This window comes from Bradyrhizobium sp. USDA 4501, from assembly GCF_054062115.1.
This window is the reverse complement of sequence record NZ_JBSSEX010000001.1, coordinates 5,428,057-5,443,905: the sequence shown is the minus strand read 5'-3', so window position 1 is coordinate 5,443,905 and position 15,849 is coordinate 5,428,057. Positions and strand designations below refer to the sequence as shown.

Below are 15,849 nucleotides of genomic sequence, written 5' to 3'. Positions count from 1 at the left end.
GAGTTGTTGCAACACAACGTTCGCACCCGTCACACTTGTCCGTCGTCATGCAGATTGATCGCGAAGCTCTCTATTTTATCGGATCTTACGGCGCGCTTTGCATGCTTTGCTGCGCGGTCGCGCTGATCGATCTTCGCCACGGCATCATCCCGAATTGGCTGAACCTTGCGATCGCGGCGCTCGGTCTCGCCAACGTCGTCGTCACCGAAGGCACGATGGCCGCCTTCACCGCCATGGCGATTGCGGTCCTGGTCGGCATCGTGTTCCTTCTACTGCAGCGTCTTTACTTCGCCTTGCGGCATGTCGACGGATTGGGACTTGGCGACGTCAAGTTTCTTGCCGCCGCGGCGATCTGGGTCGGCGCGACAGGCGTTCCGACCTTGCTGCTGATCGCGGCACTCGCGGCGCTCGGTGTTGCCGGCGGCCTGCAACTCGCCGGTCACGAGATGAAGCGCCAGACCTCGATCCCGTTCGGCCCGTTTCTGGCGCTCGGGCTTCTCGTGACGCCGGCCCTTCAGAGCTGGCTCGCGTTGAACTAGCATCTCGGTCCGACGCGCGGTCACATCTGGCGCCGCGCGGCCAAGGGCTTCCTTTCGCTGCTGACCGGAACCAGGCGGACATCGCCGCTCTCGTCGCCACCGGGCTGGGGCAATGTGAGCACGGCCCCCTGATCGTCCTTCTGCATCGTGACTTCGCGGCCGTTGATGGACCGCAGCTTCCATCCCTGGAAGTCGTCGCCGATCTTCAGCCGCAGCGCCGTCTTGGTCGACTGATCGAGAAAGATCCCGAAGCTTTCGTCATCTCCCGCGATGGTGCCGACCAGCGACAGCGGCGGTGGCTCGATCGCGACCTTGCGCGGCGGCGGCGGCGCCGGCTTGCTGACCTCCGGTTCCGCAACGACGGCAGGCGGCGGCCGCCGCGACGGCGAGAACACCGGCCGGTCGCGCGTGTTGGACAGCGTCTTGAGCGGGATGCCCCACAACGGATTGGCGCTAAGCGGCCGGGGTGTCGGTGCCGGCGACGGTGTCACCCGGACCGACGTCACCAGCTCGGACGGCGGCGGTGAACTCAGCACCGGTCCGCCGAGACGGGTATCGTCGAGCATCCCGGCGTCCAATGCATCGCCGGACGGGGCAGGCACCGCGGCCGGCGCCGAATAGGCCGACACTGCCAACAGCACGATGGTCGCTGCGAAGCGTCGCATCATTTCGCTCCTCGCCATTGTCCGGAGACGCCGAGCAGCACGCGCAGCTTGCCGGGATCGGCGCCCTTGGCGGCCTCGTCGGCGACGGGTTGCACGACCAGTTGGTCGATGAACAAAAACGGCATGCCAGCTTCCAGATCGTAGAGCACCTGCTGCAATTGCGCCTGCTCGATCTCGCTGCTCGCGACCATGCTGATGAAGCCGGCCTTGGCCGGCGCGTTGGGAACATCGAGCTGCGTCGACAGCACGTTGCCGCCGGCCTTGATCACCGCACCCGACACCCGTTGCAGCAGGGTGGCGCCGGCCACCGTGACGGTCGCCCCCTCGAGATAGGCCGAGCCGGTCGGCATCGCCGGCTGACCTGGCGCGGTATTCGCCCTGGATCGCCCCTCCAGTTGCTCCAGCAATCCGGCCGCTGCCGCAACATCGCTGCGCAGGCCGATGATGTCCGAGAGCGACGAGATGACGACAAAGAGCAGCAGCACGAACAGGCCGAGATAGCTCGCGGTCGCGACCATTGGCGAGGTGCTGACAGCGGTCAGCGATCGGGATGCTGCGCTCATGAGCCGGACCCAAAATAAGCAGTGATGTTGGCCTCGACGTGGAACCGCTCGGCCGATTCATTTGCCGCACGCGTCGTCGGCGCGAAGAACGTCGCGCGGGTGAATTGCGGCGACTGCTCCAGCAGCCGGATCAGGGATGGCGCATCTTGGGTCAGTCCCACCACCTGCGCCTTGTTGCCCTCGATGCGAAGCTCCGTCACATAGGTCGTGTCGGGCAGCACGCGCGAGACCGCTTCCAGGACCATGACGCTCGACGGCGTCGTCTGCTTGCGCTTGGCCAGCAGGCCGAGCCCGGACGAGTCGCCATTGGCATCGAGACGCAGCGCGGCGCGGCGCTGCGCGATCCGGTGTTGCAGGTCGTCCTGCTCGGATTGCAGCCACCCGCCGAGATAGATGTTCAGCAGCAGCGAGACCGCGGCCGCGGCCGCCGTCGAGACCAGGCTGACGCGCAACAGCCGCGGAACCGAAGGCCCGGCAAGGCCGCGCAGCGACTTGTCGAGCAGCGTCACCTGCTGCGCGGCGCCGTCGCCGCCAACCGCCGGCGCGAAGACCGCGACGGAGGCGGCGCCGAGCATCGTCGCCATCCGGATCAACGGATCGACCTTCGCCGCCGCGGTCGCGCCGAACGCGACTTCGATGCGGTCATTGGCGATCGGTTGCGGCGAACTCCAGCCAAACACGGCATCGGCAGCGCTCCATGGAGTCAGCCGGTCGACCTGTGCGCGGATCATGCCGTCGAGGAAGTCGCTTGCCTGGCTCGGGAAATCGAGCACGCGGCTGACGATTTGATCCGATCGCAAACGCACCTCGATGCGGCTGCCGTCGAACGCGGTCTTCCACTCCGCCGGCAGCGGAGGCTGCGGCGCATCGTGATCGAGCCGGAACGAAACCGGCATCGAAGGCGAGCCATCCTTCGAGACCGCGAGGCGGGCGGTGAACGTACCATCGCCATTCTCGTCGAGCTCGATGCTGCGCCGGCGCATGAACATGCCGGCGACGCCGTCGACGGCCGTCGCGACCGCGGCGATCCATTGCTCGAACCATTGCCGTGCCTCGGCAAGCATTGCCATCAACCTCTCCTGCGCGGCAGAGCCGTAATTCGCGCCTCGACGTCGTTTTGCCAGGACAACACCCGATAGGGCTCGACCTTGTCACCGAGTGCGATCACCGCCTCGGATGTGGTCCGGTGACCGTTGCGGAAGCGGATCGAGATTGCGATCCGGTAGCACGGGCTCTGCGCCGTCGATGCCGCGCTTTGCTGGCTTGGGGCCTGCGTTCCGGCAGCGATTCCGTTCGGCGAAGCCGGGCGCGCCCCGAAGCCGTCCTGGTCCTTCCCCGGTGCCTTATCGACGGCGAGAGCGACTTCCGGCGCGGCAATGGTCGGATCAACGTCCGGACCACCGTTGAACACCGTCACGAATGGCAACACGCGATCGACAAACGCTTCGGGGATGCCGGCGACCAGCGCCAGCTCGTTAACATGGGTGAACAGCCCCTGCCGCGGCGAATAGCCAAGCGCGTTGTAGCGCGCCGCCTCCACGTTCTCGCTGCCCGGCGCGGGCCGGGTTCGCCAGCCGACGATCCGGTCGGCATATTCGGCGGCGGCGTCCTTGCGGGCACCGAGCACGACGAACAGGCCGATCAGCATCTCCTTCGATGCATAATTCAGATCAAGGCGGCCGGCCTCCGACGTGAAGGTGACATCGACGCTGGCATCGTCGAGACCGAAATGAAACGTCCCCTGCTGCGGCCTCGTCTTCTCGTCCGTCAGCGTCAGCTGATAGGCGGTGAGCTCAACCCCGGCCGACACCAGCGCCTCGGTCTGCAACGACAGATCGCTGGCCGCCAGCGCGCGCGCCGACGCGGCCAGATACGCCGAGAAGATGATCGCCAGCGACGACAGCGCCAGCAGGATCCAGAGCACCGCAACGATGACGAAACCGCGATTGGCCGGCGATCGGCCGATCTTGCCGGACGCGCCCATCACGTCTTCCCCTGATCGGTGGCACTGCCGGAACTCTGCTTGTCGCCGCAATTGCCGTCCGGCTTGGTGCAGTCGCTCGGAATCTGGACATGGACCGGCGCGATGGTCGAAACCGACAGGACGCGCTGGCTCGCCGCGTCGCGCACGGTCAGCCGGATCATCGCCGGCAGTCTGTCCGCGTCCTTCCACGCGCTCTTCCAGGCCCGGTCAGCACCGGCATAGGCGAACGACAGCCGATAGGGCGCGCGCAGCAGCACCACCGGGCTGGCGAGATGGACCTGTTCCGACCGCGACACCCCTTCAGCCAGCGGCGTGAACCGCGTCTGCGTGCGAACCGTGACGAACTCGCCGCGATCGCGCGTCTCGCCAAGGCGCACCACGTCGAGCCCCGGCCCGGCATTCGGCCCCACCGACGTGCGCACAAACATCACGGACAACTCCGATCCGTCGAACAGCGGCTTGTGGCTGTCGCGGTTGGCGGCAACGAACTCCGCGGCCGCAAGATCGGCGCCGATCCGCTCCAGCGCGATCCCGATCAATTCGCTGCGCTGGATCCGGTCGAGGCCCCTGTTCCAGCTCGGCAGCCACTGCGCCGTGATGCTGGCGAGCGCCGACAGCAACAGCCCCATCAGCGCCAGCGCGACGATGGTCTCGATCAGCGTGAAGCCGCGCTCGCCCGTTCGCTGGTCTGCCCATGCCCGGGTCATTCCGACGACCTCGGCATCAGGCGCACGGTGCGAATGTCGGACAGCGCACCGCCCGGAGATTTGACGCGAATCCGTACCAGCTCCGGAGCCCAGGGCACATTGCCCTCGGGCACTTTCCAGTCGCCACCGAGCGGACTGACATCAATCGTCCAGCGGTAGCCCTCCGCCTGCCCCGTCGAGGTGCCCGACTGCAATTCCGCGCGGGGCGGGATGCCGACCGTCATCAAGGTGCGCACCGCCTGCATCAGCGCCACGTGCTGCTCCAGCGCCCGCACGCCGCGCGTCTTGACGCCCATGACGGCGCCGATCGCAACGATCGAGACGGCCACCAGCGCCAGCGCCACCAGCACCTCGATGATGGTGAACCCCGCATCAGTGCGGTTAGTTGGCGGCGACGTCGCGAGCAACGATTTCAACCCTTCCGGTAAGCCAGTTGACGCGGACCTCATATCCCGCATCGAGCCGCGTCAGCGCGATGGAGCCGCCGCAGGAACCGCCATTGGCGAAGAAGCGGATCGTCGACAGTGCGGCGCGGCGCTGACAGCTCTGCGGCAGCACGGCATCGAACCGCACGTCTTCGGGGATCCGCACCGTCATGCGCGACGCGCCGGAGTGGATCACCCGGCTCGGCGCATCGACCAGCGTCGCAACACTGGTGCTGCGCTCGATGGCGGCATTCCGATCGGCCTTCAGCAGCGTCGCGGTCTGCAATGCATAGGCCTGCAGGCGCGATCGCGAGGTCTGGTGCGGAATGAACGGAAGCAGCACGGCCGCCAGCAGCGCGATGATGGCGAGCACGCACACCATCTCGAGCAGGGTGAAACCGCGCTGCGTCGCGTCACTCATGCTTGCGATGCATCCTTATTGGTCGTTGTTGGCGGCGGTGGTCTTCTCGAGCGAGATATCGGCCGAGGTGCCGCTGCCGCCCTCCTGACCATCGGAGCCGTAGGAGACGATGTCATAGGGTCCGTGCTCGCCGGGCGAGTGATAGAGATAGGGGTGGTTCCAGGGATCGTTTGGCACGTTGCCGCCCTTCAGATACGGGCCGTTCCAGGCCGCGACCCCCGGCGTGCGCCGCACCAGCGCGGCAAGCCCCTCAGCCGTGGACGGGAAGCGCCCGGCGTCGAGATAGAACAGGTCGAGCGCGCTGGAGAAGCTCTGCAACTGAATGCGCGCGGTCTTGACCTTGGATTCGCTGAGATAGTTGAGCACGCGCGGGCCGATCAGCCCCATGATCAGGCCGATGATCGCGATCACCACCAGCATCTCGACCAGCGTGAAGCCCTCCTGCCCCGAACGCCTCTGGCTTTGCGACGGCGCGCGAGCGCGTTCCACTCGCGTGGCGAATGCCTTTATGATGGTGTTGCGCGATATCATGGCCGATGACCCCTGCTCTAACCGACTAGCTGCGTGACCGAGAGCAGCGCCGTCATGACCGACACGATCAGTCCGCCGACGACGGTGCTGATCGTGATGATCGCCAGCGGACCGACGATGCCGACGACCCGGTCCAGGCTGCGCTGCAATTTTGCTTCGTAGAATTCCGCGACCCGCCCGGCCAGCACCGGCAGCTGCCCGGTCTCTTCACCGAGCCGCAGCATGCGGACCGCCATCGGCGGCAGACTGTCCGCCACGGCGAGTGCTTCCGACAATTTGCCGCCATGGCGGACGCGGTCGGCGGCGGCGGTCCAGTTCGCCTCGTTTCCGGTCACTGACATGATGTCGACCAGGATGCGCAACGCGGCGGTGAGGTTGACGCCGCTGCCGAGCAGGACGCCGAGATTGCGGCAGAACAGGCTGGCCCGATAGAACTGGAAAGCGCTGCTGATGCCCGGCACCCGCGAAATTCCATTGACCAACGCGGCGCGCACGCGCGCCTGCCGCAGCAGCCACCATGCGAGCGCAATCGTCGCCGCGCTGATCAGGCTTGCCGCGGTGGCATTGGCGCGCAGGAAATCCGATACCGCAATGAAGCTGGCGAGCGCCGTGTCCGACTTGCCGCCGAAATCGCCGAGCACGGTCGAGAATTGCGGCAACACGAACAGCAGGAAGAACAGCATCACACCGGACGCCGCGACCAGCACGAAGGCCGGATATTGCATGGCGTCGGTCAGCTTTCGCCGCATCTGCTCGGAACGCGCGCGCTCGGTGCCCAGCATCTCCAGCACGGAATCGAGCGTGCTGGAGATTTCCCCCACCCGGACCAGGGCGATGTACATCGGCTGGAACAGGGTTGGATGATCCGCTACCGCATCGGCAAAGCTCTCGCCGGTGAGCAGGGCAGCGCGAATCTTCGCCACCACCGGACGCATCCGGCCGACATCGGCGTCGCCCGACAGCAGCTCCAAGGCATCGTCGAGACGCGCACCGGCCTTGAGCAGCAGTGCGAGATCACGCGTGAACGTAGTGACCTCGGCCGCGCTCGGCCCGCCGAACAGGCTGCGGGCGCCGACGGCGCCGGATGCGCGCTTGTCCTCGGTGGTTTCGATCGGCAGCAGCTTGAGATATTCGATCCGCCGCGCCACCTCGGCCGCCGTCGGGGCGGAGATCGTGCCGTTCACGATCTCGCCGGCCTGGGTCAGAGCGCGATAGCGATAATTCGGCACGGCGTCACCGCACCGTTGCGACGCGGAGGATCTCGGCGGGCGAGGTCAATCCGGCGCGGCATTTGGCGACCCCATCGTCGAGCATCGTGGTCATGCCCGAGCGGATCGCCATCGTATCGATCTTCAGCCCGTCGGTTCGCTCCCCGATCAGTTCGCGCAGTTCATTGGACAGTTCGAGCAGTTCGAACACGCCGAGGCGGCCTCGATAGCCGGTCCCGCCGCAGCGCTCGCAGCCGCATGGCTCCTGAATGATCTCGTCGGCCTTGAAGCCGAGCGCGGCGAGCCGGGGGTCCTCGGCGAAATCGGCTGTTGCAAGCGGCCGCGCCGTCTTGCAGCGCTCGCAGAGTTGCCGGACCAGACGCTGCGCGATCACGCCGCGCAGCACCGAACGCAACAGATAGCCTTCGACCCCGAGGTCGAGCAGACGCGGCACCGCGGCAGCCGCGGTCTCGGTGTGCAGCGTCGTCAGCACCAGATGCCCGGTCAGCGCCGCATGCACCGCGACATGCGCGGTCTCGGAATCTCTGACTTCACCGACCATGATCACGTCAGGGTCCTGGCGAACGAAGGACCGCAGGGCGGTGGCGAAGGTCAGGCCGATCGCGGGCTTGATCTGGGACTGGTTGACGCCGGGAAGCTCGTATTCGACCGGATCCTCGATGGTCAGGATCTTGCGGCTCGGCTCATTGAGGATCGACAGGATCGTCGCCAGCGTCGTGGTCTTGCCGCTGCCGGTCGGCCCCGTGATCACGACCATGCCGTGCGGCAGCTTCAAGAGCCGCCGCAGCTTGGCTTCGTCAGGCTCGGAGAATCCGAGCTTTTCGACCACCAGCAAGCCGCGATCCTTGGGCAGGATGCGGATGACACAGGATTCGCCGTGCTGCGTCGGCATGATCGCGACGCGGATATCGATGTCGGTGCGACCGGCCCGCAGCCGCGCCGCGCCGTCCTGCGGCAGGCGGCGCTCGGCGATATTGAGGTTGGCGATGATCTTGATGCGGGAGACCACCGCCTGGGGCAGCACGCCCGACAGCGCGGCGACCGGCCGGAGCAGACCATCGACCCGTAAGCGCACCATCAGCCCGCCGGAAAACGGCTCGATATGGATGTCGCTGGCGCGAAGCTCGACCGCCTTTTCGATCAGATCGTTGACCGCGCGCACCACCGGCGCGCCGCTGGCGAGATCGCGCAGGCTCTCGATGTCGTCTTCGCGGGGCAGCGCCGCCGCGCTATCGGCGGCCTCGGCCTCTTCAGTGCTGGAAGAGTTGTTCAGCGCGATGGCGACGTCTTCCGACGATGCCACTTTCACATTGATATCAGCGCCAAGCACGATCTGTGCCGCGCGCAGCGTCGCCTGATCGGTCGGGTCGACGACCGCGAGCACCGTGGTCCCGTCGGCCGCCCGGCACGGATAGACCATGGTCTCGCGCAGGAAGCGCGGCGAGAACGCCCCGGCCAGCGGTTCGGCCGAGGTCATCTCCTGGAGCGTCAGGCGGCCGAGCGCAAAGAAGCGCGCGGCTTCGTCGGCGAATTCGGTCGGGGAGAGGCTGGTGACCTCCCACAGCTTCAATTGCCTGACATCGGCGCCCTGCCCGGTCCGCTCAGCCGGTCCATCGCTCGGCGCCAGGTGATTGTTCTGACGCAGATAATCCACGAACCGAACGGACAGGTCGTTGGCCATTCTCGATATCCCGCCACACTATCCCGGATCAGTTCGTGCCAAGCGCCGCTGCGTGCCGTCGCGTTCGGCTCCCGGCAATTGTGCGGTTATCGATCCGAAGTGTGACAGCTGTGCGAAGTCACATCATTCGTCGCGCTCAAGAAACTTTGAGGGTGGCATCGCGGACACAAGCAGCGCGCCGGCAGCACGATTTCGGTGCGATGCGATGGGCAGGTCGCGAACGACAATCATGTAACCAATTTATTTCTGTCATGTTCGATCGCTAAGAGTCCCTCCGGGGTAGGACCGATCGTCGCAAGCAATCGAAATTTCAGTTAGTCAAAGCGAAGGGCCTTCATGCAACGCGTAGGCACAGTGGGCCGCTGCCCGACGATCCGTGGCGGCCTCGCAGCCATTTTTGCCTTGACGTCACTGGGGCTGTTGGCGTCCTGCAATTCCGCGACGGTCGGCGAGAGCGTGGACGCATCCCAACTCGACGTCACCGACAAGGTGCGCTCGCTGGATCTGGCGCAGCGCCAGCCGCAACCGGTGAACGCACTGGCGGCGACGGGCGGCAGCCAGAGCGGCAGCGTCCGCGCGGCGATGTATGACGGAAGCGAAGTGACGGCGGTCGCGGACGCGCGGCCGCAACCGGCGTCGAACGGCAATGGCTTCGATCTGAATTTCGAGAGCACGCCGGTGGCGACCGTCGCCAAGGTGGTGCTCGGCGACATCCTGCATGTCGGCTACACCATCGACCCGCGGGTGCAGGGCACGGTCAGCCTGGTCTCGGTCCGCCCGGTGCCGAAGTCCGACATGGTGTTCGTGCTTGAAAACGCACTCCGCCTGAGCGGCGTTGTGCTGCTCAAGGATCCGGCAGGCTATCGCCTGACGCCGCTCGGCGACGCCGTCGGCGGCGGCCGCGTCGATGCTGCGGCGGCCAATCCCGAACCCGGATTCGGCATCTCGGTGGTCCCCCTGCAATATGTGTCGGCGCAGACCCTCATGAAGCTGACCGACAGCTTCGCCACCAGGGCGGGCGCGATCCGCGCCGACACGACACGCAACCTGCTGCTGATCCAGGGCACCGGCGCCGAGCGCCGCACCGCGGTCGATACCGTGCTCAGTTTCGACGTCGACTGGATGCGCGGCCAATCCGTCGGCATCTTCCCGATCTCGAGCGGCTCGCCCGCGCCTGTCATTGCCGAGCTGGAGAAGATCGTCGATTCCGGCGAGAACGGCCTCAGCCAGAATGTCATCAAGTTCATGCCGATCGCGCGCCTGAACGCGATTTTGGTGGTGACCAAGAAGCCCGACATGCTGCACACGGCCGCGACCTGGATCAAGCGCCTCGACCGCAACGACACGGCGCGCACCTCGGTCCATGTCTACCGCGTCAAATACGGCGATGCGCGCCAGATCGCGCGGGTCCTGACCGACATGTTCCTTGGCGGATCGTCTGGCAACCTGCTCGACAGTGCCGACAGCCAGCTCGCGCCCGGCTCCGGCACCTCGTCGACCTCGAGCGTCGCCGACCGTCTGTCGCTCAACAACAACAACGGCGCGAATTCAGGCATGAGCGGCTTCGCATCCCGCGGCACGTCGGGGACAGGCGCAACAGGCCAGGGCCTTGGCCAGGGATTCGGCGCCGGCGGGCAAGCGAACAATCCCAACAATCCGGGCCAGGGCAACAATGCCGCGCTGGATGCCGGACGCGGTGCCGGCGGCGGCAACGGGCAGCCCGTCATGCAGGACGTCCGGATCACGCCCGATGTCGTGAACAACAATCTCCTGATCTATGCCGACCAGGCCAACTACCGCATTATCGAGTCGACCCTGCTGCAGATCGACGAGCCGCAGCTCCAGGTCGCGATCGACGCGACGATCGCCGAGGTCACGCTCAACAACACCTTGTCCTATGGCGTGCAGACCTATCTCACCAGCCAGAACCTCGGCCTGAAGCCGAACACCGGCTCGATCCTCGGCACCCAGGCCACTTCCGCTCCCGCGACCACCACCGACGCGACCACCGGCGCGGTCTCGGTCGCGGGGTCGCTCACCAATGCCTTCATCAACCAGAGCTTCCCGGGCTTCAACTTCCTGATCGGAAATGCAACGCAGCCGAGCCTGATCCTGGATGCGCTGCACGCCGTCACCAGCGTCAAGGTGCTGTCCAATCCCTCGCTGGTGGTGATCAACAACCAGGTCGCGACCCTGCAGGTCGGCGACGTCGTCCCGGTCTCGACCGGCAGCGCGACGGTGCTGACCACGAGCAACACCGTCGTCAACACCATCGACTATCGCAACACCGGCATCATCCTGAAGGTCTCGCCACGCGTCAGCGTGAACGGCACCGTGCGGCTCGATGTCGAGCAGGAGATCAGCAACGTTCCCCAAAGCAGCGGCAGCACGGTCAACCTGACGCCGACCGTTTCGGAGCGACGGGTCAAGAGCCAGATCTCGGTGGCCAACGGTCAGACCGTGCTGCTGGCCGGCCTGATCAGCGAACAGCAGAGCGGCGCCCGCAACGCGCTTCCGGTGCTCGACCAGATTCCGGGCCTCGGTGACGCCTTCGGACATCAGAGCAACGGCACCCAGCGTACCGAGCTGATCATCTTCATCCGCCCGCAGATCATCCGCAACGGCTCCGACGCCCAGACTGTGGCCGAGGAGCTTCGATCGAAATTGCGCGGCAGCATCGCCACGACATCGACCAATGCGCCGATCACCACCAGCTATCACTGAGCCGGGCAGCAGGATGCGCCGCGTTCTCGCACAACGGACGGGCCTCTCGGCTTCGCTTGCGATCGCGCTTTGGGCGATGACCGCCTCTGTCGCGAGCGCCGACAGCGTCGCGCGCGGATCGGCCGCCTTCCATCGCGGCGACTATGTCCGGGCGGCTCGGGAGCTCGCGCCGGCCGCCGAGCGCGGCAATCCGCGCGCTCTCGGCATGCTCGGCTTCTTGTATGAGCACGGCTTCGGCGTGCCGCAGGCCTACGCAGCCGCCGCCGACTGCTACTATCGCGGCGCCGTGCAGGGCGACCCGTTCGCGCAGGCCCAGCTCGGCCTGATGTACGACAAGGGTCACGGCGTTCCGACGGATTTCGTGCTGGCCTACAAATGGCTCAATCTGGCCGCGGCCCGCTCGAACGGGCGGCAGCGCGATGCCTATCTCCGTTTCCGCGATGCGGTCGCATCCAAGCTCTCGACCTATGAGATCATCGCCGGTCAGCGGTTTGCACTGGAATGGGCCCCCGATCGGCCGGCGCCGGACGTGCACCTGACCGCCAAGTAATCGCGCCTTACGGGGGTGTGCGCACGAGGCGCGCCGACACGCGCCTGCCTCGTACCTTCCGCCGCCGCAACCGGCGCCACCCGATCACGATCCCGCTGATCGAGATAATCGTACCAGCCGCCGATAGCAGCCACACCACGACGTCGCGCGCCGGCCAGATGCGCAGCAGCAGCGGGACATCGAGGCTGTGCAGCGCGTTGAACAGCCAGCGGTAGGACCGGCGGCTGTCGTCGCTGCGCTCGAGGATCTCGCCGGTGACGGGGGAGATGTGCAGCCAGGTGCGGGCGGGATCGTCGAACCCGATCCGCAATACCGGAAGCTCGCGCGCCTGGTGCAGCGTGTACCAATAGGCGTCGGGTTCATCGAGCTGCCGCGCTGATGTCATCGCAGCGCCGGGCATTGCGTGTCGGGCGGCAGCGATGACCTCGTCGCGCGAGAGGGGCATCCGCGCACCGGTCACAGGATCGGCGATGCTGCGGCCGCCGTTGCCGTCGTCGAGCAACATTAACCGGTGTCCGCCGATCCAGACGAAGCGGGCCTCCACCGCAGGCATCGATGGCGACGACTGGAAGCCGGCGACGATGTCGGCCGTGTCATGGCCACTATAGCCGATCGCGATCTCGCGGGTGACGCCGCGGCCGGAGAACGCGCCACCGGGATTGAGCGACAGCCAGCCGCTAAACATCCAGGTCAAGACGCAGATGCCGCCGACCAGGCCGGCGATGTGATGCCAGGCCATCCAGCCGCGATAGGGCGAGACGGCGCCATCAGCGTAGCGGCGCATCAGCCGCAGGCGGAGGACGCCGATCCAGAAGCCGGTGACCGCGACGACAAGACAGACACCCGAGATCCACAGCACCACATCCCGCCACAGCGGGCCGTCCTTGCGCAACACGGTCGGATAGATCCAGTGCGGGATCGAGCCGAGCCAATTCCAGACGCGCTCGCGCCGCGTGGTGTCGAGCGCGATCTCGCCGGTGCGCGAGGAAACGTAGAGTTCGGTGCCATCGGCGTCCCCGAGGCCGATCCGATAGAGCGGCCGCAACGGATCGAAGCGCGCGGTCACCGACCATTGGTCGCGCGTGATCGTTTCGATCAAGCGAGGCTGCACGGCATGCGGATGATGAGCGGCAATGGCCAGCGCCTGGTCGGGCGTGATCCGGTCGATCACGCTGCCGTCGGTCGCCGAAATGGTGATCGTCCCTGCCTTCCAGGCGGTCACCCGATAGACGGGCGTGTCGTCCATCATCGAAAGCCGCAGGTCACGCGGATAACGCTCGACACCTGCGATCGCCATCGCGCGATCAGGCGTGACCCGCACCTTGCTCCAGGGAATGACAGGAAGCGCGGCGAGGCGCTCGCTGTCGGTAAGGCGCGGAAAGGCCACGTACATCATGACAAGGCCGGAGATGAACCACATCGCGAACAGGAGACACGTCGCAATGCCGATCCAGCGATGGACGATATAGAGCCACCGCCGCCCGCGCCGGATCAGAGCGTTGCGCATGGTCAGAACTTCACGTTGACGGACAATTCGGCGGTACGCGGCATGCCTAGCAGCCACTGCCCGGTGCCGTTCGAGGTCGCCGCGTAAGCCTTGTCGAACAGGTTGTAGACGCGGAACGCGACCGTGGTGCGGTCATCCGGCTTCCACCTGACGCCGCCATTGACCACATTGTAGCCCGGACGCAGCTGGGTGTTGGCAAGATCGGAGTACATCGCACCGACGATCTGCACGCCGCCATAGACCGACCAGTTGGGCGCGAAATCCCAGGTCAGCCAGACATTCGAGACCTGCTGCGGCACGTTGACCGGGACATTGCCGTTGAAGCTGACGATCTTGCCGCCGACCACCTGGCTGTTGTTGTCGTATCTGGCGCGCAACAGCGCAAGATTGGCGTCGACGCGCCAGCCGTCGTTCAGCGCGAGCCCGATCGATCCTTCGACCCCGCGGGATGATTGCTGGCCGATCTGCAATGCCACGCCGCCGGTAGGGTTGCCGGGATCGGGAATCGTGAGCCCGGTCTTGACGATCTCGTAGGCGGCCAGCGTCCACTCGCCGCGGCCGCCCCAGAACGACTGCTTGACCCCGATCTCGGTCTGCTTGCCGGTCGCAAGCTGGAATGTCTTCTGCGTGGTCGACAGTGAGATCAGATTGCTGACCGGATCGACGCCGACCGCGTACTGGCCATAGAACGCGAGGTTCTTGATCGGCTCGTAAACGAGGCCCGCGCGCCAGCTAGTGCCCGATAGCGTCGTCTCAAAACTGTTTGCCGGCGTCTTGTAGTCGGTGCGGTCCACTCCGGGGCGATCATACCTGACCCCGGTCACCAGCGACAACTGATCGGTCAGCGAGAGCCGATCCTCGGCGAACAGCGCGTATTGATTGACGATCGCGTTGAAGCCCGGCGTGGTCGCCGTCGTCGTGGCGAAGAACGATCCGGGATCGAACACATAAGGATTGACCGACGACGCGCCGCCATAGGGCGAGTTGTTGGTATGGGTGAAGTCGATCCGGTTGACGTCGAACCCGGCGACGACCTGGTTCGCAAGGCCGAACACGTGGCCGCTGAAGGTCGTATCCATCCGGTTGCCGAGCTGCTTCTGGTCGTGGAAGATCTCGATATAGCTCGTGCGATCGATCAGCTGGGTCTTCGGATTCCAGGTGTGGTTCTCGATGTCGCGCCAGTGCCGCTCGCTGGTCAGGTAATACAGCGTGTTGTTGACCTTGATGCCGTCGGCGACGTCCCACTCGGTCTTGAACCGGGTCCAGCTGTCCTGATAGCGGATCGCGCTGTCCGCTGCATTGTAGTTCTTGAAACGCAGCGCGTCCTGGATCGCGCCGTTGATCAGCGGCGTGCCGAAATAGCGCGACGGGCTGCGATCGCCGTAATCTTCCGAGAGCGTGAAGGCGAGATTGTCCGACGCCTGCACCCGCACGGCAGCGGAGACCACCGCGTTCGAGGTCTTGTCGCGATCGACCCAGCTGTCCGACATGTTGCCGGTGGCGTTGATGCGGTACGACACATTGGGATTGATCGGACCGGTGCTGTCCACCGAGAGCCGCCGCGTCATGTTGCTGTCGAGCGAAACCTCGGCCTCGTTATAGGGCGTGCTCTGCGGCTTCTTCGGAATCACGTTGATGACGCCGCCGATCGCGCCTTCGCCGTACAGCACCGAGGCCGGGCCGCGCAGCACTTCGATGCGCTGCGTCGACCAGGTGTCATAGGGGAACGTCAGCGTGCCGGAGCCGATATAGAAGCGCGTGCCGTCATACAGCGTCATCACCGAGTTGCTGCCGGCAAAGCCGCGGGTGCTGAACGACAGGCCGCCATTGCCTGGCGCCGGCGTTGCGACGAACCCGGCCGCGTCCTGGGTGACGGCATCGAGCACATTATGCTGGCCGCGTTCAGCGATGGTCTGCGCCGTGATGATCTCGACGCTGGCCGGCGTCTGCAGCGGCGTCAGGTTGAGACGACTGCCGGTGCCGCCCTGCGTGGTGGCATTGAGCGTCGGCGATGCCGATCCCGGTACGCCCGACGCCGCGACGCGCGGGGCGTTGCCGGCTGTTGCAGGCCTCGGCCGTGGCCGCGCCGCAGCGGTCATGTCACGGCTGCGCGCCGCAGGCTTCGGCTTTGCCGCAGCGGAAGGCGCGACCTCAATCGGATCGAGTCTGGTTGGTGGCGGCGTTTGTGCCGAGCCTTCGACCGGCAACAACAATGATGACAGGGAGCAGAGAAGACCGAGGCGCCATTTGCGCGCAACGGGAGAGGACGGAGACATGAAAAGGACTCGCGGTAACGTGGCACGTCACCGCGAACGTGGACTGG

At 66.0% G+C, this 15,849-nt stretch carries 15 protein-coding genes; 3 read left to right on the top strand and 12 right to left on the bottom strand.

Features of this window, described 5'->3' with window-relative positions:
• Positions 1 to 101: 101 nt before the first annotated feature.
• Positions 102 to 539 (top strand): prepilin peptidase, encoded by a 438-nt coding sequence (locus ACVWZM_RS24795; protein ID WP_063790104.1) that lies wholly within the window; start codon positions 102 to 104, stop codon positions 537 to 539.
• Positions 540 to 559: 20 nt separating this feature from the next.
• Here ACVWZM_RS24795 and ACVWZM_RS24790 read toward each other — a convergent pair whose 3' ends face one another.
• The 10 genes from ACVWZM_RS24790 to ACVWZM_RS24745 are packed head-to-tail and all read right to left on the bottom strand — an operon-like array spanning position 560 to position 8,745.
• Positions 560 to 1,207: a hypothetical protein gene (locus ACVWZM_RS24790; protein WP_456855173.1), complete on the bottom strand. Its 648-nt coding sequence runs from the start codon at positions 1,205 to 1,207 to the stop codon at positions 560 to 562.
• Positions 1,204 to 1,767 (bottom strand): type II secretion system protein GspM, encoded by a 564-nt coding sequence (gspM, locus tag ACVWZM_RS24785; RefSeq protein WP_063790101.1) that lies wholly within the window; start codon positions 1,765 to 1,767, stop codon positions 1,204 to 1,206. Before gspM ends, ACVWZM_RS24790 begins: the two co-directional genes overlap by 4 nt.
• Positions 1,764 to 2,837, bottom strand: coding sequence for a PilN domain-containing protein (locus ACVWZM_RS24780; protein ID WP_456855172.1), 1,074 nt, complete (start codon positions 2,835 to 2,837; stop codon positions 1,764 to 1,766). Before ACVWZM_RS24780 ends, gspM begins: the two co-directional genes overlap by 4 nt.
• Positions 2,837 to 3,751 (bottom strand): type II secretion system minor pseudopilin, encoded by a 915-nt coding sequence (locus ACVWZM_RS24775; RefSeq protein ID WP_316398121.1) that lies wholly within the window; start codon positions 3,749 to 3,751, stop codon positions 2,837 to 2,839. The genes ACVWZM_RS24780 and ACVWZM_RS24775 overlap by 1 nt, the downstream gene beginning before the upstream one ends.
• Positions 3,751 to 4,458 carry a PulJ/GspJ family protein gene (locus tag ACVWZM_RS24770; RefSeq protein ID WP_456855171.1) on the bottom strand — a complete coding sequence of 236 codons (708 nt, stop codon included), beginning with the start codon at positions 4,456 to 4,458 and terminating at the stop codon, positions 3,751 to 3,753. Before ACVWZM_RS24770 ends, ACVWZM_RS24775 begins: the two co-directional genes overlap by 1 nt.
• The gene (locus ACVWZM_RS24765; protein WP_245311511.1) at positions 4,455 to 4,874 is read right to left on the bottom strand and encodes a prepilin-type N-terminal cleavage/methylation domain-containing protein; all 420 of its coding nucleotides are present in this window, start codon (positions 4,872 to 4,874) and stop codon (positions 4,455 to 4,457) included. The genes ACVWZM_RS24770 and ACVWZM_RS24765 overlap by 4 nt, the downstream gene beginning before the upstream one ends.
• Positions 4,840 to 5,304, bottom strand: a complete 465-nt coding sequence (locus ACVWZM_RS24760) for a type II secretion system protein (protein WP_050386340.1) — start codon at positions 5,302 to 5,304, stop codon at positions 4,840 to 4,842. Before ACVWZM_RS24760 ends, ACVWZM_RS24765 begins: the two co-directional genes overlap by 35 nt.
• A gap of 15 nt (positions 5,305 to 5,319) precedes the next feature.
• A complete protein-coding gene (gene gspG, locus ACVWZM_RS24755; RefSeq protein WP_456855170.1) occupies positions 5,320 to 5,835 on the bottom strand; it encodes a type II secretion system major pseudopilin GspG in 516 nt (171 codons plus the stop codon).
• A 17-nt stretch (positions 5,836 to 5,852) separates the two neighbouring features.
• On the bottom strand, positions 5,853 to 7,064 hold the full coding sequence (locus tag ACVWZM_RS24750; RefSeq protein WP_456855169.1) for a type II secretion system F family protein: 1,212 nt from the start codon (positions 7,062 to 7,064) through the stop codon (positions 5,853 to 5,855).
• Between the two features lie 4 nt (positions 7,065 to 7,068).
• Positions 7,069 to 8,745 (bottom strand): GspE/PulE family protein, encoded by a 1,677-nt coding sequence (locus tag ACVWZM_RS24745; protein WP_456855168.1) that lies wholly within the window; start codon positions 8,743 to 8,745, stop codon positions 7,069 to 7,071.
• A 336-nt stretch (positions 8,746 to 9,081) separates the two neighbouring features.
• On the opposite strand from ACVWZM_RS24745, the gene gspD reads away from it, so the two are divergent.
• Together gspD and ACVWZM_RS24735 are read left to right on the top strand one after the other, a co-directional pair.
• Complete coding sequence (gene gspD / locus ACVWZM_RS24740) at positions 9,082 to 11,469, top strand: type II secretion system secretin GspD (protein ID WP_456855167.1); 2,388 nt, start codon at positions 9,082 to 9,084, stop codon at positions 11,467 to 11,469.
• Between the two features lie 76 nt (positions 11,470 to 11,545).
• Positions 11,546 to 12,019 carry a tetratricopeptide repeat protein gene (locus ACVWZM_RS24735; RefSeq protein ID WP_253625332.1) on the top strand — a complete coding sequence of 158 codons (474 nt, stop codon included), beginning with the start codon at positions 11,546 to 11,548 and terminating at the stop codon, positions 12,017 to 12,019.
• A gap of 7 nt (positions 12,020 to 12,026) precedes the next feature.
• Here the strand turns inward: ACVWZM_RS24735 and ACVWZM_RS24730 are convergent, their stop codons facing one another.
• Positions 12,027 to 13,526 (bottom strand): PepSY domain-containing protein, encoded by a 1,500-nt coding sequence (locus tag ACVWZM_RS24730; RefSeq protein WP_456855166.1) that lies wholly within the window; start codon positions 13,524 to 13,526, stop codon positions 12,027 to 12,029.
• A 2-nt stretch (positions 13,527 to 13,528) separates the two neighbouring features.
• Entirely contained in the window at positions 13,529 to 15,802 is a 2,274-nt protein-coding gene (locus ACVWZM_RS24725; RefSeq protein ID WP_456855165.1) for a TonB-dependent receptor, read from the bottom strand.
• Between the last annotated feature and the right edge of the window lie 47 nt (positions 15,803 to 15,849).